The organism is Halalkalibacter akibai JCM 9157 (assembly GCF_000513135.1).
Taxonomy (GTDB): Bacteria; Bacillota; Bacilli; order Bacillales; family Bacillaceae_D; genus Halalkalibacter; species Halalkalibacter akibai.
On sequence record NZ_BAUV01000019.1, the window covers coordinates 58,441 to 76,552 of the forward strand.

The window sequence follows — 18,112 nt, forward strand, 5'->3', positions numbered from 1 at the left end:
AATTTGACTTCATTAACTGTAGCAACTATTATTACAGTATTGGTTACAGGAGGAAGGAAACCTTGTGAATAGTGAGTTTACAATAGCCGTCCATAGTTTAGTTTTTTTAGCATATTTGCCAGATCATATGGCAAGTAGCCAAGTTATCGCGAACAATGTAGCGACAAACCCTGCTAGGATTCGTAAAATCATGAGTTGTTTGCGTAAGAATGAACTTATTCAAACAAAAGAGGGGATCGGCGGCGGGTATATCCTCAAAAAAGATCCTAATGAGATTACTTTAGGACAAATTTACCGCTCAGTTTCTTGCGGAACGATTAAACCAAATTGGTGTTCAGGAGACCCTGAGGTAAATTGCGTGATTGCTTCAAATATTTCAATTGTTATGGATGACGTTTTTGAGGATGCTGATCAATACTTTTCAATGTATCTCGATCAAATATCAATTGCTTCTATATTAAATAAAATAAAACAATTTCAATAATTGTTTTATTTTATGAATTAACTGTAATTTTTTTAATTGCAGTTAGAATAGTTATCCTGATTGAGAGCTAGGTTATATTATAGAAGAATTTTTCTTTGTGAATGAAAGGAGTTTTTTAATGGAAACGATGAAGGCAGTAGGATTGTTTCGGTACCTTCCTATCGAAGATAAAGAAAGTTTATTAGATCTTGAAATAGAGAAACCGTCTCCAAAAGGCAGAGATTTACTAATTAAGGTCAAAGCAATTTCAGTGAATCCAGTAGATACTAAAGTAAGAAAGCCGAAGGAGAAAACAGAGGAAATCGCAAAAATTTTAGGGTGGGATGTAGCCGGTATAGTCGAGGAGGTTGGGTCTGGTTCTTCCTTGTTTAAAGAGGGCGATGAAGTTTATTATGCAGGTAGTATTACTCGTCAAGGAGGAAACAGTGAATATCATCTAGTAGATGAACAACTTGTTGGGAATAAACCGAGCTCACTTTCCTTTGCAGAAGCTGCTGCATTACCACTTACGGCGCTTACGGCGTGGGAAGGGCTATTTGAGCGATTAGCTATTGCAAAAGAAGGAAACCGCGACAAAACGATTTTAATTATTGGAGCAGCTGGCGGTGTTGGTTCAATTGCGATACAACTAGCTAAGTGGGCAGGATTAAAGGTAATAGGCACAGCTTCACGGCCAGACTCCGTTCGTTGGGTAAAAGAACGGGGGGCAGATTACGTTATTAACCACCACCATTCTTTTCTTACGCAGTTAAAAGAACTTGATTTAGACGAGGTTGATTATATTTTCTGTTTAAATCAGACTGGTCAACACTGGGAGAACATGTCTGAAGCGATTAAGCCTCAAGGGAAAATTTGCTCCATTTATGAAACAAATGAGAAACTGAATCTCTTTCCTCTTTTCCAAAAGAGTGCTACTTTTGTTTGGGAGTTTATGTTTACACGTGCTAGGTTCGAAACGCCAGATATGATTGAGCAGCACCATATCTTGAATGCAGTGGCTAAATTGATTGATTCTAAGACAATTGAATCAACTGTAAATAAGGTAATCAGTCCAATCAATGCCGAAAATATACGTAAGGCACATGCAGAACTAGAAGCAGGGACAGCGATAGGGAAAATTGTGTTAGAGGATTTTTAGACATGTGGCAATTTGTTTAATTCATCAACTGTTTATCATATTACTACAAAATCAATGATTAAGCCTAAGCAGCTATTTAAGCTTAGGTTTTCCCACCTATCGTAACTGTAACTTTTTTTGTAACATATTGAACGGGACTATAGTAAACTAAGTTTGCTTTAAATGAATTTTGCACCATTTAAGATAATATCTAAAAAAAGGAAGGTAAATAGAACATGCTTTTTTTTTTCGTACTATTACTTTTAATAGGTCTCTTAATTTTTATTTGCGAACGAGTAGTGCCTGTAAATGGAATAAATTATTTTGACCTTGAATCTGATCAATTGAGAAAAGAAGTTGTTCTAGTAGATGTCAGAGATTACAATGGTGCAACAAAACTGCCGGTAGAGGGAGTCATTCACCTTCCTTTTGCTTATATTAAAAGACATTTTAGAGAAATCAAAAGCAAGGAAGTTGTCCTTGTTGTATCTGATCCAATTCTACTAAACTTAAGTGTTCGTTTCTTACGTCGTAAAGGTTTTCATGTTATTGGGTGTTACCGCCCGGACCATTTAGTCATCCAAGAAAGTGAAGTTAAGCAAGTGAAAGCCTGAGTGGAAACAATTTACAATTGTTGAGAAAAGAAGTTCCTGAGTAAGACAGATCAGGAACTTTTTTTATGGTTAAGGGTAAAACTTCATCTCTGATAGAAAGGTAATATATTGGGAGTTTCAAATGGTTTTACGAAAGATTGAAGACAGGATAAGGTGAGTCAATTGTTCTTCTGACAATTGAGATAATCATCTATTCACAATAGTCATCATGATAAACTGTAAGCAACTATAAGAAGCGACATGCAAGTCGTTTCAAAAAAAGAAACGTTTTTATTATTCATAATGTAACTTTTATAAGAATTAAACGTCTTTAAAACTAATAAGAGTAAACAGCTATTTAAATTAAAGAGAGGTGATTTATTTGAGGGAGGAAACCCAAAATCAAAAAATACTTGATTGGTATAATCAATATAGTTCTGATATATATCGTTTTATTTTCATGATGATAGGGGACCAGGAGCAAGCAAAAGACTTAACTCACGATACGTATTTAAAAGCTTATAAAAGTTTAATTCACTATAAGAACGAAACAAGTGATAAAAACTGGTTATACCGACTTGCTCGTCATGTCACTATTGATTATATGCGCAAGAAAAAACCATTACTATATATGGTTGAAACTTTTGCAATAATAAAAATCGACCCGAACTGTCCTGAAAAATTAACACAACTTGATGAAAATGAACAGTACTTGTATAGATCGCTTAGGAGATTAAAAAGGTCTTACCGAGAAGTCATCATTCTTAGGAAAGTGAAAGAGTTATCTATTAAAGAAACATCAGAAGTGCTTAACTGGTCTGAAAGTAAAGTGAAGGTCACGTTACTCAGAGCCTTATCTGCTTTAAAAAAGCAATTAGAAGAGGAGGGATATGAGCATGAAGCGTTCTGACGAAAAAACTCAGCTTGACAAAACACTCTCGCAGTTAAAGAAGATTGATTTTACAGATAGAGAGAAAGAAAATCTGCGATCTAAATTATTAACAAGTATCGAAGAAAGGAATAGAAAACGTAACCACATTCATTTATCGCTGCCTATTTTATCAGCTATTATCGCATCGGTTATATTTTTTGTAGGTGCTTATTTATTTATGCCAACTCTTTTGAATGAAAATCATTCAGATCAGAACTCGAACCATGAAACGTTAGAAAATGAATTGACGGACTTATTTGATCATGATGTTTACTTACCAAAGATTGAGAACCACTCGATTGGTTTGATTTGGATTCCAAATAACGAAGTTCCAGAGGGTTTTCCTAGTATGAACGGAGCCGTTATTGCTTATATGGCCGATGAAAGAAACGAGAAGTATGTGAGTGAAGAAATGAAGGTCCAACTATTGACTCAAGGAGAAGTCATATATGGTGAACACGTTAATGAGGAGGAGATTAGTGTACTTGTTTATATCATGGATTATGAAGAAGCGGTAACTCCCAAAGGAGAATTAATGCAGATAGAAGGGATTAACGTGCGCCATCAGTTTAACCCTAATGACCGTGAAGTAGTATTCAGTTTCCGTTTATCTGACTTAGTTTACTACATAACTGTTAAACTCAGTGACGGCAAAACAGATGGAGAAGCGGTTGAGATCGTAGAGACTTTCTTGAAACAAATAGAACCTAAACGTGTAGGTGGAAACTAGGATGTGAAGTCCTAGTTTTCTCCCTAGAGAGGGAGGCACTCCTTTTTATCTTCTAATTTTTAAATATATCTACTAATAGGTACGCAATATCACCTAATTTCGCATTGTTTCTATTAATTCAGTACCTTTATCTTCTAAATTACGAAAATATCTACTAATCCATATTTCAACTACGAAATTCGTAGTTGAACAACAAGAATCACTAACGCCTACTTCGTGAAAACATTTTTAATTCAATCAACTGCCTAAATTACATATGGTAAAATAAGGGCGGTTAACAAAATTAAGGGAGAGATTAAACTGAAGAGAATTGCAATAAAAAAGTCAGCTGCAAACAAATCAATAGCGGGAGTTTGTGGTGGTATCGGTGAATATTTTGGGGTATCCCCTTTGCTAATTAGATTGCTTTTCCTTTTTACACCGGCCTCTTTGTTAATTTATATTGTTTTGGCAAATGTGTTGCCTGATACTCCACAATCTTTATAAGCTGGTATTTAAAAAGGAGGAGCCAATGCATAAACAGGTATTCAGGCCTTTTTGGAGTTTTGATGTTCGACAAACAGAGAAGTGGCTTTCTGAAATGGCTGAGAAAGGCTTTCATTTGAAGAATTTAAAAAGAAGTAGTCGTATTTTTGTTTTTGAAAAAGGTATACCAAAAAAAGTCACCTATAAAATTGGTTACAGTCAAGCACAAGGAAAGCAGTTTCCAGAGGAAGTAATTAACGCTGATTGGAACCTCAAATATAACCAAAACAATTGGTTTATCGTAAACAATTCAAACGAGCTAGACCCTTCATTCACCAGGGAAGGTGTGATCAACCATAATCGTAAGAATTTCTTCATCTGCAGTGGGATATTAATCTTCCTTTCTATAATTATCCTAATAAATCTCATCAATTATCTCTCCATCCGTAGTTATCCTGAATCTGTTAGAGATTTTTTAAGGTATGGAGAGGCTGGAAAACCAACAAATACACCTTGGTTTCTTGCTTACATAAGAGTCTTATTTGTGGCAGTCCTTATTTACTCTATTTATTCGGTTTATAAAATTAAAACAAGTAATAAATTACTTAGAGGAGAATTGAGTGGATGGGCAGAACTTGAGAAAGATATGTTGAATTCGAAGGGGAAGCGATCCGAACATGAAGAAATAGAATTGAAGCAGCAAGGTAAATTAATGGTTAAACGAAAATTTGCCTGGATGTATGCACCAGATAAACTTGAAAAATGGCTCGAAGCGATGGAAGTAAAAGGATATAATTTGTACCGTGTGGATTGGATGGGTACGGGATTTTATTTCGATGTTGGCACCCCGAGAAAAATCAGTTATTGCGCCGTGTACCAGGGATTGGCAAAAGAAAGCTCGATGATAGAAATAAAGAATAAGGGCTGGAAATATGTCTTTTCCACTATGTCAGACATACAAAAATGGACTATTTGGTCGAAGGAATATAAAGAAAATGAAGAAAAACCTCAATTATATTCTGATAAGACCATTCAACAAAACAAAGCGAAAAATGTAGTGCTAACGAACACAGCTTTGTTTATTCCTATAATGTTGTTATATGGATTATTAATGAAAATTCACACCATCTTAGCTTTAGAAAACGAGCATATGGGTATACCGTGGTTTCTACTTATTTTAGTAGCATTATGCATCCTCTTCTATGGAGCATCCTCAATAAGAACGTGGTTATATTATTTGCGAATCAAAAAAAGGTAGTTATTCATACTGGGGAATGTCGGACGTTTTCTAAGACTTGTAATCTTTTTTAATCAATAGTCTTAAGCGGAGTACCCTATATCCTTTGAGTGAGCCAGAAAAAAGACAATTGCGCCATGCAATCGTCTTTTTATTCGTTAAAGCTCATTTATACGTTTTGTTAACTCTTTAAATCGCTGATCTAGTTCAAGGTAGTCTTTGCTCTCTTTCGTCACGAAGCTAAGTTTCCCCAAAACCTCTTGTCGTGCTGTTTCAAGCTGTAACCGGAGTTCTTCTGACTCGTTAATCTTAAGTGCTGTTTCACTTAACTGTTTGTAAATTTGATTATTAGCGATTATAAGCTTTGAAGTAGTTGTTTTTTCAGTGAAAAAACGATCATGTGAGACGACAAGTAATGTCCCATTGTATTGAGCTAACGTGTTTTCGAGTTGTTCTCTTGAAGGTAAATCAAGGTGATTGGTAGGCTCATCTAGAATCAGGACATCTCTTTCTTCTAAAATAAACTTCATTAGCTTGCATTTCACACGCTCGCCCATGCTCATATTTTTAATTGGTTGTGACCACTGTGAAGCGGTAAAACCTAAATGCTTCATTAGATTTTGGACGTGCCCTCTTTCCTCAAATGTCTCTCGTTCAAATAATTGATGAGGAGTTTGTTCAAGAGGGAGATCAAATACATCTTGAGTTAAATAGCCAATTTTGACAGACGGTGAAATCCAAATAGTCCCATCTGCTGTTTCAAGGCCGGTAATAATTTTTAAAAGAGTTGTTTTCCCACTTCCATTCGGTCCTATTATCGAAACTTTGTCACCGTGCTGTATGGTAAAGTTGGAATCTTGGAAAAGAAGACGTCGATTGAACGACTTCGCTAAATGTTTAACTTCTAAGAAACGTTTTCCCACTTTCGTATTGGCTTTCATGGAGAATTGAACTTCGTATTCTTGATCGGGTTGCTTGACATTCATTTTCTTTAACTCTTTCTCAAGTCGTTTCTGTTTTGATTTTACCTGGGCATCCATTCGTTTTGCTTTTGCACGATAGTGTTCCTTAAACCCTTCCTTTTTCGTTGACTGGGCATGAGCTTGATTCGACCAAGAAGTTAGTTCCTTCATTTGGGCTTCGATTCGCTCAACCATTTTTTGTTGTTTTTCATGTTCACGTTGCTGTGAAAGTCGTTTCTGTTCACGGAATTTCATATAACTAGAATAGTTGCCTTTGTGGCTAATGATCTGGTCCTTTTCGATAGACCATATTTTTGTAGCAACATGGTCTAGAAAATAACGATCATGAGATACAAAGATAATCGTACCTTTATGTTGTTTTATCTGTTTAATTAACAATACTAAACTTTCCTCATCAAGATGGTTGGTCGGTTCATCTAATAATAAAAGATCTGTCTGTTGAGAAAGTCCTTTTGCAAGACGCGCCTTTACCTTCTCACCACCACTCAATTTTGAGTAATCATGAGTAGGGACATTCCATTTAGCTAACAGTTCAATTTCTTGTGTAGAAACGTCTTTAAAGGAATGTGACTCCGTTTCTTGTTCAACGAGAACCACTTTTAAATCACTCTGAATAAAGTTGATTAGTCCTTCTGTTGGTGTTAAATCATGGTTCAGTATATGCAATAAAGTTGTTTTTCCAGCTCCATTTTTTCCTATGATGCCGATGATATCCCCTTGTTGAACGTGTAAATTGACATTTTTAAAGATGGGATAATCTTTTATTTCTACGCAAATATTTTGCAGTTGTAGTAATTCCTTCATGTAAACATCGCCCCTCGTTATAAGGAGAATAAAAAAATCCTCCCAATTTGTGTTGGAAGGATTAGTCAGAACCGTACTTAAATAAACTCTCATACTTGTCGCACGGGAGATGATTATAAATGGGCAGACTAATCCTATTAGTTTATCATTCGAAATATGAATTTCAAATTCTAAAAAATAAGATTAGTTCTTCATTGTCCATCCATCATCCCTTTCTGTTCATATTACAGAGAGTGTAGCATTTGTTAATTAAGAAATCAATAGACAGTTTATCCATTTATAGGAAATGACGTATTAGTTTAGGTTAGTACTATTATTATTTCGCAGAAGCTTGATTATTTTTCATGCTCTTGATTTTATGAGCTAAACTTCGAACCGATTTTGATCAAATGGATAAATGTTGTTCTTGTTCAGTCATGCCGTTTTTGATCATAACTTCTCTGAAAATATGGTTTTCAAATTTAAACTTAGAGTGATTTTCTGATTTTTGCTAATTCTAATGTGATTAAAATTTCCTAACATGTGAGGAATGTTACAGTTACTTTCTGACTTCCCGTTTAAAATAAAGGAGTAATAACAACTCAAATCTAAGGGGATGGCCAGGATGTTTGTTAATGAATTGATTGAAACAAAAGAAATGTTCACTGGTGAAATTGCTGATAACTTTTACGTAGTTTACGAGGAAACTTTAAATAAGGATTTTGTCTTGAAAAATAATGTTTGTTTAGAAAAAGATAGATTTGTTGAGAAGGTTATCTATATTTTTAAAGGTGACTCTTGCTCTAGCTTGCAAAAAATTAAAGCTTATCCTGTTGAAAGTCTTCAGGTTGAAAAGATAAAGGAATTGATCGTACATGATCTTCCGGAATTATTTAATAAAGTTGGTTGAAAAGGGTGCCTGACCCCCAGTGCTTTAAAGCGCTGGGGGTCAGGCACCCTTTAATTGTTTTTTCAGCAAAGACGTTTAAATAAAAAGTTCATTAAACTGTAATATAGTTGACATATATTTAATATATTCAAGCAAAGACAAGTGGTTTTTGTCAATATTTATCGTGATTTTTAGTTTAAACAAGAAACATCTGTATTTCTCGGGAGTACAAATATACATTTCAAATAGATTTATTATATTGTAAGACAAGAATAGAGAGGGGGGCTTGTGGTGGCAGAGGTCGTATTGGAATTAGCTGATTTACGTACTCATTTTTTTACAGAATCTGGAGAAATCCCAGCTGTTGACGGGGTCAGTATTAAAGTACATAAGGGAGAAGTTGTTGGCATTGTAGGAGAATCAGGATGTGGAAAAAGCGTCACATCATTATCCGTTATGAAGCTTGTGCCGAATCCGCCAGGTAAAGTGGTTGGAGGTCAAATTCTGTTCAAAGGCGAGGATTTATCGAAGGTATCTATGAAGCGAATGAGAAAAATACGTGGTAATGAAATTGCGATGATCTTTCAAGAACCGATGACGTCACTTAATCCTTTGTTTACAATAGGCGATCAAATTATAGAAGCGATACGCAATCACAGCAAGGTAAGCAAAAAGCTAGCAAAAGCAAGAGCGGTTGAAATGCTAAATAAAGTTGGAATTCCTAGAGCAGAGGAAATTGTTAACGAATATCCGCATCAGCTATCAGGTGGGATGAGGCAACGTGTGATGATTGCGATCGCGATGTCTTGTAATCCTGAAGTATTAATTGCTGATGAGCCGACAACGGCATTAGATGTTACGATCCAAGCTCAGATTTTAGATTTAATGAGAACGTTAAATAAAGAAAACGAAACAGCCGTTATGTTGATTACTCATGATCTAGGCGTTGTTGCGGAGATTTGTGACCGAGTTGTCGTTATGTATTGCGGGAAGGTAGTGGAAGAAGGCGATGTGAGAACAATTTTAAAAAATCCGGAGCATCCGTATACGAAAGGATTAATTCGTTCGTTACCTAAAATTCATCAAAAAGAGAAACAACTCTACTCCATTCCTGGTCAAGTGCCAAAACCAGGTTCTATCAAAAAAGGGTGCCGCTTTGCAGCACGATGTGAATCTGTGATGACAAAATGTTATGAAAAAGACCCAGAATTAACCTCAATTAAGCCAAATCATCTTTGTCGGTGCTTTCTATATGAAGAAGAAGGAGGGAAAACTGGTGACTAAGCCTTTACTTGAAGTAAAAAAGCTAAAGAAATATTTTGAGATAAAAGGTGGCATCTTTGGTAAAAAAGTAGGTGAGGTCAAAGCTGTTGATGATGTCTCTTTTAAATTATACGAAGGAGAGATTCTTGGGATTGTTGGAGAAAGTGGTTGTGGGAAATCAACAACGGGAAAAGCCATTTTACGTTTAATTGAACCGACAGAAGGAAGTGTGATTTTCAACGGGCAAGATGTGACAAAAGTAAGTGATGAGGAGATGAGAAGGCTAAGGCGAGACATGCAGATGATTTTCCAGGATCCATATGCCTCTTTAAACCCACGTCATACAGTTGAAAAGATCATTAGTGAACCTCTTCTTGTCCATGGAATTGGAACAACTAAAGAACGTAAGGAGAAGGTGTGCGAGTTACTGGAGGTCGTTGGCTTGAGCTCTTACCATGCTTCTCGTTATCCACACCAATTTAGCGGTGGTCAAAGACAGCGAATTGGAATTGCTAGAGCACTTGCTGTTAATCCAAAGCTTCTCATTTGTGATGAACCTGTTTCTGCCCTCGATGTTTCTGTACAATCACAGATCTTAAATTTAATGGAAGACTTAAAAAATAAATTTCAACTTACCTATCTGTTTATTGCTCATGATTTAAGTGTCGTGAAACATATAAGTGACAGGGTCGGAGTGATGTACCTTGGACGTATGGTGGAACTTGCGACCAAGAATGATTTATATGACGAACCTCTTCACCCATATACAAAAGCACTGCTTTCTGCCGTTCCAGTCCCAGATCCAGACCATAAAAGTGAACGTGTCATATTACAAGGAGATGTACCAAGTCCATCGAATCCGCCTGCGGGCTGCACATTTCATACTCGATGTCCTGAATGTATGGAAATTTGTAAAACAGAACGTCCCACGTTTCAACCTGTTACAGATCATCATTTTGTGGCTTGTCATCTCTATTAAAAAGAAATGCCAAATCACAAAATTTAACTTCAATTTATTAAAGGGGGAAAAGCAATTGAAGAAAAAAAGTTTGTTAGTCATGCTAATGCTTTTATTAGCATCAGCCGTGTTCTTGACGGCTTGCGGTGGTAAGGAAGACACGCAAGCTCCAGTTGAAACGGAGGACGGTACGGATGAGCCTGTTGAACAGGCTGAGTCGACACGTGATCAGGTCCTAATTTTTGCTCGTGGTGGAGATTCAGTAAGCCTTGATTACGCAAGTGTAACAGACGGAGAGTCTTCTCGCGTTACAAAGCAAATTTACGAGACGTTAATTGAATTTGATCAAGATTCTTTTGAGATTGGACCTGGACTTGCGACAGATTGGTCTTTTTCAGATGACGGGTTAACATTCACGTTCCAACTTCGTGAAGGAGTGAAGTTTCATGATGGAACAGACTTTAATGCAGAGGCTGTTAAATTAAACTTTGAACGTTGGGCAGATCCCGAACATCCTTTTAATTTTGCTGCTGAAGGCTATACATATAGTGTGTATGGCACGCAGTTTGGTGGTTTTAAAGGTGATGAAGGCCACGCTATTGAAGAGATTAATGTCCTTGGTGACTATGAGATTGAATTTGTTTTAAACCAGCCGCTAGGTTCTTTCATGCAAAACATGGGCATGAGCTATTTTGCAATTACATCCCCTGCTGCATTTGAAGAACATGGCAGTAGAATTAATGAAAATCCAGTAGGAACAGGTCCATTCAAGTTTGTTAGTTGGCAAAAAGATGATTCTATTATTTTGGAGAAAAACGAAAATTATTGGAAAGAAGGGTATCCGAAACTCGATCGAGTGATTTTTCAAGTAATTCCTGATAATTCAGCCCGTCTAACTGCGTTACGTTCTGGTCAGATTGATCTAATGGACGGCTTAAATCCAGATGATATCGCAACCATTGAAGGAGATGCTGAGTTACAGCTGTTTGAACGTGCGACGAATAACATTGGTTATTTAGGTTTCAATGTTGAAAAAGAACCTTTTGATGATCCGTTAGTTCGTCAAGCGATCAACCATGCGATTGATAAAGAATCACTCATCTTTGCTCTATATAATGGTAGAGCAGAGCCGGCAAAAAATGCGGTGCCGCCAGGGTATTTAGGATATAACGATGAGATTGAAGCGTATGATTTTAACCCTGAGACAGCAAAGAGTTTGCTAGCAGAAGCAGGGTATCCAGACGGGTTTGAATTTGATCTTTGGACGATGCCAGTCGCGCGCCCTTATATGCCAGATCCCGAGCGTGCAGCAGAAGCCCTGCAAGCAGACTTAGCAAAAATAGGAGTAAAGGCAAACATTGTCACGATGGAATGGGCAACGTATCTTGAAAAAACACAGCAAGGAGAGCAAGATATGTTCATGCTAGGTTGGTCAGGGGTAAATGGAGACCCGGATTACTTCTTATCTAACCTATTAAGCTCTCACGCAATTCCAGGAGGAAACCGTTCATTCTATCGAAATGAGGAAGTTACAAGCTTGCTAGATCAAGCAAAAACGACAGTGGAACCATCAGAGCGCGAAACATTATATAAACAAGCGCAAGCACTAATTCACGCTGATGCCCCAATGGTTCCATTAGTTCACTCCGTTCCAGTTCTTGCAGGAGCTTCTTATGTGAACAATTATGTCCCGCATCCATCTACTAGTGAAGTATTAACCTACGTCGAGCTTGCAGACTAAATCGCAAAGTTAAGGGTAGTAGAGCGAAACTCTGCTATCCTTTTTTTAAAAGATAGAAGGTTTTACATAAAGAAACTTGGAAGATATCAAAAGTTTTCTTTACGTTTAACTTCTGAAAATCTACCTAAATGTGATCTGAATTGAGGTGACTATTATGTTTGCGTATACCGTCCGAAGAATCTTGATGCTAATACCTGTCCTGATCGGAATGTCTCTTGTAACGTTTTCAATCATTCATTTAATTCCAGGAAACCCTGCTCAGACTATATTAGGAGAACAGGCAACTCCACAAGCGATCGAGGATTTAGAACAACGATTGGGATTAAATGAGCCTTACATTGTCCAATACGGGGTTTATGTGAAAGACTTGGTTACTGGTGATTTAGGGACATCCCTACGTACAAAAACTCCGATTAAAGAAGAGATGTGGCCTTATTTAGCAGCAACGATTGAGTTAACTTTTTTTGCAATGTTATTTGCCATTGTTATTGGTGTTAACGCTGGGATTATCAGTGCTTGGAAGCAAAATTCATGGTTTGATTATACAGCGATGTTAATTGCTTTAATAGGAGTTTCGATGCCTATCTTTTGGCTTGCTTTAATGGAACAATGGATTTTCGCTCAAGAACTAAGGTGGCTACCGGCATTTGGTCGTGATAATCCGCGTGACCCTATTACCTCGGTCACAAACCTTTATGTAATAGATTCGATTATTGCAGGAAGGTGGGATCAGCTTTGGGTTGCCCTTAAACACTTAATTTTACCAGCAATTGCGTTAGGAACGATCCCGATGGCGATTATCGCTAGGATGACTCGCTCAAGTATGCTAGAGGTGTTACGTTCCGATTACATTCGAACAGTGTATGCAAAAGGATCTAAAACGATTTTTGTGATTTATAAGCATGCCTTAAAAAATGCGACCATTCCGGTTTTAACAGTCATTGGCTTACAAACGGGTGCCTTACTTGGTGGTGCAATCTTAACTGAAACGATTTTTAGTTGGCCAGGTATTGGCCGTTATATATTTGAAGCAATAGGCTATCGTGACTATCCAGTTATTCAATCCGGCATATTAGTGGTGGCGACAATCTTCGTTATGATCAATTTAATCGTTGATTTGCTGTATTCTTACATTGATCCTAGGATTAAATATTGATGGGGAGGGAGCAGAGATGGAAACAATAAGGTCAGAACAGGTACACATGTCAGGAAACACTCAACCCCCAAACCATAATGAAGAGCAAGTAAAAGCTGTTTCACCTTGGCGTGATGCGATGAGGCAATTGGTTAAAAATAAACTCGCTGTCATTGGTATGGGTATCATTGTTTTTTTCATACTAGTAGCCTTGTTTGCACCATTTATTTCAGGATATGCATATGATGACACCCATCTACAAAACCGTCTGCAGTCCCCGTCATCAGAGCATTGGTTTGGGACTGATGATCTTGGTCGAGATATTTTTTCGAGGATTGCACATGGAGCGCGAATTTCCCTTTGGGTTGGTTTTTTTGCTGTCACAGGTGCTCTTGTGTTCGGTACGCTACTAGGCATTATTGCGGGTTATTATGGACGTTGGATTGACATGCTAATCTCGCGAATTTTTGATATTATGCTTGCGTTTCCGAGCATTTTATTAGCGATTGCCATTGTTGCAATCTTAGGACCTTCCTTACAAAATGCGTTGATTGCCATTGCTATTATTAATATCCCGATCTTTGGACGATTGGTACGTTCAAGAGTTATTAGCTTACGAGAAGAAGAGTATATTATGGCGGCGAAGGCACAAGGAATGAAAAATGGCCGTATTCTCTTTCATCATATTCTACCTAACAGTTTAGCACCCATTATTGTTCAAGCCACCCTAGGGTTTGGTACGGCGATTTTAGAAGCAGCAGCATTGGGATTTCTTGGGCTCGGAGCTCAAGCACCAATGCCTGAATGGGGAAAAATGCTTTCTGATTCAAGGCAATATATTCAAACTGCTCCATGGACCGTTTTATTCCCAGGCTTTTCGATTATGCTTGTGGTATTAGGCTTTAACATGATTGGTGACGGTCTCAGGGATGCGCTCGATCCTAAGATGAAAAATTAAAATGAAGGGTGCCTGACCCCCAGCGCTTTAAAGCGCTGGGGGTCAGGCACCCTTTTTTATTTTTTTACAAATAACGGTTGTAACGAACCTAGAATGATGGTAATATACTAATTAATTTATAGTATAGCATATTAACTGATTAATCGTTTATTAGTATAACATAATAAAAATAGAAATGCTCCAATGGGCTTAACTAATGTCATCAGTTAATTAAACTACTCAGCTGTTATTAAGTTTAATATTTGTTCACCTACTGGAAATACATAGGGCTGGCTAAGCGAGTTACTGATAGTGAGGAAGGGGGACCAATATGGATAAAAAGCAAATGGTTTACGTTGTGTCTGATTCAGTTGGTGAGACAGCTGAGTTAATGGTAAGAGCGGTTGCCTCTCAATTTAATGATGGGGAAGTTGAGATTCAACATTTCTCTTATGTTGAAAATCAAGATGACATTCACAACGTACTATGTGCTGCAAAATCAACGCACTCAATCATTGCTTATACGATCGTCATTTCATCATTAAAGAGCTATTTAGACGAGAGAGCCAGAGAAGAAGGGATTACAGCAATTGATTTAATGAATCCGCTCATGCAAGCTTTCTCGCAGGCGTTTAATAAAGATCCTATTCGCCAACCTAGATTAATGAGGAAATTAGATGATAACTGTTTTCGTAGAGTGGAAGCGATTGAGTTTGCGGTTAAATATGATGATGGTCAAGATGTTAGAGGATTAAAAAAAGCAGATATTGTTTTAATTGGGGTGTCACGAACATCGAAGACACCACTTTCAATGTACTTAGCTCATAAGCGTTTTAAGGTAGCCAATGTACCTTTGGTCCCAGAAGTATCTCCACCTGACGAACTTTTTCAATTGCCTCGCAATACTTGCGTCGGGTTAGTAATCACACCAGACAAATTAAATGAGATTCGAAAGGAACGTTTAAAAAATTTAGGGTTGCTACCGATGGCTAATTACGCAGACTTTGATCGGATTCTCGAAGAGTTAGATTATGCGGAAACCATTATGAAACGGATTGGTTGTCCAATTATCAATGTCTCAAATAAGGCAGTAGAAGAAACAGCTGATTTGATTTTAGCAATGTTAAAAAAGAGGGGAGCTGGAATTCATGAATAAATTCGTTTATATGTTTGATGAGGGCCATAGCAAGCAAAAGGAACTACTTGGAGGGAAGGGAGCCAACCTAGCTGAAATGACGCGTATTGGTTTACCTGTGCCTTATGGTTTCACCATTTCAACTGAGGCTTGTAATGCTTATTACTCAGCAAAAAAAGAACTCCCTACTGAAATTGAGTTGCAAATATTAGAAGCGCTTCACTCCCTAGAAGAACACACTGGAAAAAAACTTGGAGATCCGACAAATCCTTTGCTCGTATCGGTTCGCTCTGGTGCTGTTCATTCGATGCCAGGCATGATGGATACTGTATTAAATCTCGGTATGAATGATGAGACGGTAAAAGGGATGGCAAGTCTAACAAATAATCCGCGATTCTCATACGATTCATACCGTAGATTTATCCAGATGTTTAGTGATGTGGTATTAAAAGTGGATGGCTTTTACTTCGAACAATTATTAGAGGAGATTAGAGAAGCAAAAGGCTATCAAACAGATCCCGAAATGAAAGCGGAAGATTGGAAAGAAGTCATTTTAGGGTATAAAGAGATTGTGAAAAAACATGCAAAGCGGAATTTTCCTGAGGATCCGTTTGAGCAACTATTTCTATCTGTTACGGCAGTGTTTGATTCTTGGAACAACCAACGCGCAATCGTATACCGACGTCTTCAAAAAATACCCGGTCATCTCGGAACGGCTGTCAACATTCAAAGCATGGTGTTTGGAAACATGGGGAACGACTCAGGAACTGGGGTTGCATTTACACGTAACCCGTCGACAGGTGAGTCTAAACTCTACGGAGAATATTTAATCAACGCGCAAGGAGAAGATGTGGTCGCAGGCATTAGGACTCCACAACCAATTGTGACGTTGAAACAGGAAATGCCTAATGTATACGAGCAATTTGTTAACACTTGCCAAATTCTAGAAAATCACTATCAAGATATGCAGGATATTGAATTCACGGTGGAACGCGGTGATCTGTTTATTTTACAAACACGGACTGGAAAACGAACAGCTGAGGCAGCAATTAGGATTGCTGTGGAATTAGTAAATGAGCAGATTATCAGCAAAAAAGAAGCGCTTCTTCGGGTCGATCCAGAACAGTTGAACCAGCTTCTTCATCGTCGAATTGATGATTCGTTTAAACGAAATGTTTTAGCAAAAGGTCTACCTGCATCTCCTGGTGCGGCTACTGGTCGAGTTGTGTTTGATGCAGATGAAGCTGAGAGGCTGGCCAAAGAGAATCAAAAGGTAATACTTGTTCGACCAGAAACAACTCCTGATGATATTCACGGGATTGTGGCTGCAGAAGCAACAGTTACGAGCCGTGGCGGGATGACAAGTCATGCGGCGGTTGTGGCAAGAGGAATGGGCAAAGCTTGTATATGTGGATGTGAAGTGTTAAAAATCGATTTGAAATCACAACAATTTAAAGTAGGAGAAACAATTGTTCGAAAAGGCGATGTTATTACGATTGATGGTTCCACAGGTGAAATGATGGTAGGCGATATACCAATGATTGAGCCTAAGCTATCAAAAGAGTTTCAGTTGTTATTAACGTGGGCCGATGCAGAGCGAAAACTTGGAGTAAGAGCAAACGCTGACAACCCAGAGGACGCGAAAAAAGCGTTGGATTTCGGAGCAGGTGGTATTGGTTTATGTCGTACTGAGCACATGTTTATGGATTCTAAGCGGATTCCGATTGTGCAAGAGATGATTTTAGCTGATACATTCGAAGAGCGGGAAGAAGCACTTCAAAAACTTTTACCAATGCAACAAAAAGATTTCGAGGAAATCTTTGAAGTAATGCAAGAACACCCTGTCACAATTCGGTTATTAGACCCTCCTCTTCATGAGTTCTTACCTAATAAAGAAGAGTTGCTTGTTGATGTGACAACACTGCAAATCACTGAGGGAAACACAGAGGAACTGAAGAAGAAAGAAGAGCTTTTAAGAAAAGTACGTCTATTAGATGAAGCAAATCCGATGCTCGGACATCGTGGTTGTCGATTAGGAATGAGTCATCCGGAAATTTACATGATGCAGGCAAAAGCCATCTTTCATGCGCTTACAAATGTAGTCGAAAAAGGTATGGTTGTTAAACCAGAAATTATGATTCCACTCGTTGGTCATGTAAATGAGTTAAAACAAATGAGACAGTTAGTAATTTCTATTGGTGAACAAGTGATGGAGGAAAGAGGAACAAAAATAGATTATCTAATCGGAACGATGATCGAGGTTCCTCGTGCTGCGTTAACGGCAGATCAAATTGCTGAAGAAGCAGACTTTTTCTCCTTTGGTACGAATGATTTAACGCAAACGACTTTTGGTTACAGTCGTGATGATGCGGAGGGAAAATTCCTACAAGCTTATATAGAAAACAAAATATTACCTGTTAACCCATTCGCAACACTAGATCAAGAAGGGGTTGGAAAGTTAGTTGAAACAGGTGTGAAACTTGGAAGAAAGACGAAACCAGCTTTAAAAACTGGGATATGCGGAGAGCATGGAGCGAACAACAGTCCATTCAATTTTGCCATGAAGTAGGGCTTGATTATGTAAGTTGTTCCCCGTACCGCGTGCCACTTGCGCGTCTTGCAGCTGCTCAAGCAAGTATCAAGACTGAATTGGTACAGTCAATGGTTGTATCGCAGTAAAAAAGAAAAAAGGGGGCCTGACCCCCAGTGCTTTAAAGCGCTGGGGGTCAGG

At 37.9% G+C, this 18,112-nt stretch carries 15 protein-coding genes and 1 pseudogene; 15 read left to right on the forward strand and 1 reads right to left on the reverse strand.

What is annotated here, in order from left to right; all coding sequences use genetic code 11:
* Window positions 1-64 precede the first annotated feature (64 nt).
* The 7 genes from JCM9157_RS11970 to JCM9157_RS11995 all read left to right on the forward strand — a co-directional run bounded on the left by JCM9157_RS11970 (window position 65) and on the right by JCM9157_RS11995 (window position 5,578).
* Window positions 65-484, forward strand: coding sequence for an RrF2 family transcriptional regulator (locus JCM9157_RS11970; RefSeq protein WP_035665001.1), 420 nt, complete (start codon window positions 65-67; stop codon window positions 482-484).
* A gap of 127 nt (window positions 485-611) precedes the next feature.
* Window positions 612-1,622 (forward strand): zinc-binding alcohol dehydrogenase family protein, encoded by a 1,011-nt coding sequence (locus JCM9157_RS11975; RefSeq protein WP_081734160.1) that lies wholly within the window; start codon window positions 612-614, stop codon window positions 1,620-1,622.
* A 215-nt stretch (window positions 1,623-1,837) separates the two neighbouring features.
* Entirely contained in the window at window positions 1,838-2,215 is a 378-nt protein-coding gene (locus tag JCM9157_RS11980) for a rhodanese-like domain-containing protein (RefSeq protein ID WP_052013114.1), read from the forward strand.
* Between the two features lie 361 nt (window positions 2,216-2,576).
* Window positions 2,577-3,104 (forward strand): RNA polymerase sigma factor, encoded by a 528-nt coding sequence (locus JCM9157_RS11985; RefSeq protein WP_052013115.1) that lies wholly within the window; start codon window positions 2,577-2,579, stop codon window positions 3,102-3,104.
* Window positions 3,091-3,855: a hypothetical protein gene (locus JCM9157_RS11990; protein WP_035665004.1), complete on the forward strand. Its 765-nt coding sequence runs from the start codon at window positions 3,091-3,093 to the stop codon at window positions 3,853-3,855. The genes JCM9157_RS11985 and JCM9157_RS11990 overlap by 14 nt, the downstream gene beginning before the upstream one ends.
* Before the next feature lie 315 nt (window positions 3,856-4,170).
* On the forward strand, window positions 4,171-4,341 hold the full coding sequence (locus tag JCM9157_RS24000) for a PspC domain-containing protein (protein ID WP_369384739.1): 171 nt from the start codon (window positions 4,171-4,173) through the stop codon (window positions 4,339-4,341).
* A 25-nt stretch (window positions 4,342-4,366) separates the two neighbouring features.
* Entirely contained in the window at window positions 4,367-5,578 is a 1,212-nt protein-coding gene (locus JCM9157_RS11995; RefSeq protein ID WP_035665006.1) for a DUF2812 domain-containing protein, read from the forward strand.
* A gap of 137 nt (window positions 5,579-5,715) precedes the next feature.
* On the opposite strand, the gene abc-f is transcribed toward JCM9157_RS11995, so the two are convergent.
* Complete coding sequence (abc-f, locus tag JCM9157_RS12000; RefSeq protein ID WP_035665008.1) at window positions 5,716-7,344, reverse strand: ribosomal protection-like ABC-F family protein; 1,629 nt, start codon at window positions 7,342-7,344, stop codon at window positions 5,716-5,718.
* 604 nt (window positions 7,345-7,948) lie between these two features.
* On the opposite strand from abc-f, the gene JCM9157_RS12005 reads away from it, so the two are divergent.
* From JCM9157_RS12005 to ppdK, 8 genes and pseudogenes are all read left to right on the forward strand, one after another.
* Complete coding sequence (locus JCM9157_RS12005; protein ID WP_035665009.1) at window positions 7,949-8,233, forward strand: hypothetical protein; 285 nt, start codon at window positions 7,949-7,951, stop codon at window positions 8,231-8,233.
* Window positions 8,234-8,503: 270 nt separating this feature from the next.
* Window positions 8,504-9,496: an ABC transporter ATP-binding protein gene (locus JCM9157_RS12010; RefSeq protein WP_035665010.1), complete on the forward strand. Its 993-nt coding sequence runs from the start codon at window positions 8,504-8,506 to the stop codon at window positions 9,494-9,496.
* Entirely contained in the window at window positions 9,489-10,454 is a 966-nt protein-coding gene (locus JCM9157_RS12015) for an ABC transporter ATP-binding protein (protein WP_035665011.1), read from the forward strand. Before JCM9157_RS12010 ends, JCM9157_RS12015 begins: the two co-directional genes overlap by 8 nt.
* 79 nt (window positions 10,455-10,533) lie before the next feature.
* The gene (locus JCM9157_RS12020) at window positions 10,534-12,174 is read left to right on the forward strand and encodes an ABC transporter substrate-binding protein (RefSeq protein WP_173401255.1); all 1,641 of its coding nucleotides are present in this window, start codon (window positions 10,534-10,536) and stop codon (window positions 12,172-12,174) included.
* A gap of 154 nt (window positions 12,175-12,328) precedes the next feature.
* The gene (locus JCM9157_RS12025; RefSeq protein WP_035665015.1) at window positions 12,329-13,330 is read left to right on the forward strand and encodes an ABC transporter permease; all 1,002 of its coding nucleotides are present in this window, start codon (window positions 12,329-12,331) and stop codon (window positions 13,328-13,330) included.
* Between the two features lie 46 nt (window positions 13,331-13,376).
* On the forward strand, window positions 13,377-14,267 hold the full coding sequence (gene nikC, locus JCM9157_RS12030; protein WP_035665036.1) for a nickel transporter permease: 891 nt from the start codon (window positions 13,377-13,379) through the stop codon (window positions 14,265-14,267).
* Window positions 14,268-14,577: 310 nt separating this feature from the next.
* The gene (locus tag JCM9157_RS12035; RefSeq protein ID WP_035665017.1) at window positions 14,578-15,402 is read left to right on the forward strand and encodes a pyruvate, water dikinase regulatory protein; all 825 of its coding nucleotides are present in this window, start codon (window positions 14,578-14,580) and stop codon (window positions 15,400-15,402) included.
* Window positions 15,395-18,060 (forward strand): annotated as a pseudogene (gene ppdK, locus JCM9157_RS12040) (pyruvate, phosphate dikinase). The gene JCM9157_RS12035 and the pseudogene ppdK overlap by 8 nt, the downstream one beginning before the upstream one ends.
* Window positions 18,061-18,112 lie beyond the last annotated feature (52 nt).

What these genes read in the sequence shown, in the direction of transcription:
- JCM9157_RS11975 (WP_081734160.1), top strand. Translation starts at nt 612, where the DNA reads ATGAAGGCAGTAGGATTGTTTCGGTACCTTCCTATCGAAGATAAAGAA.
- JCM9157_RS11980 (WP_052013114.1), top strand. Translation starts at nt 1,838, where the DNA reads ATGCTTTTTTTTTTCGTACTATTACTTTTAATAGGTCTCTTAATTTTT.
- JCM9157_RS11990 (WP_035665004.1), top strand. Translation starts at nt 3,091, where the DNA reads ATGAAGCGTTCTGACGAAAAAACTCAGCTTGACAAAACACTCTCGCAG.
- JCM9157_RS11995 (WP_035665006.1), top strand. Translation starts at nt 4,367, where the DNA reads ATGCATAAACAGGTATTCAGGCCTTTTTGGAGTTTTGATGTTCGACAA.
- abc-f (WP_035665008.1), bottom strand. Translation starts at nt 7,344, where the DNA reads ATGAAGGAATTACTACAACTGCAAAATATTTGCGTAGAAATAAAAGAT.
- JCM9157_RS12005 (WP_035665009.1), top strand. Translation starts at nt 7,949, where the DNA reads ATGTTTGTTAATGAATTGATTGAAACAAAAGAAATGTTCACTGGTGAA.
- JCM9157_RS12020 (WP_173401255.1), top strand. Translation starts at nt 10,534, where the DNA reads ATGCTAATGCTTTTATTAGCATCAGCCGTGTTCTTGACGGCTTGCGGT.
- JCM9157_RS12025 (WP_035665015.1), top strand. Translation starts at nt 12,329, where the DNA reads ATGTTTGCGTATACCGTCCGAAGAATCTTGATGCTAATACCTGTCCTG.
- nikC (WP_035665036.1), top strand. Translation starts at nt 13,377, where the DNA reads ATGTCAGGAAACACTCAACCCCCAAACCATAATGAAGAGCAAGTAAAA.
- JCM9157_RS12035 (WP_035665017.1), top strand. Translation starts at nt 14,578, where the DNA reads ATGGATAAAAAGCAAATGGTTTACGTTGTGTCTGATTCAGTTGGTGAG.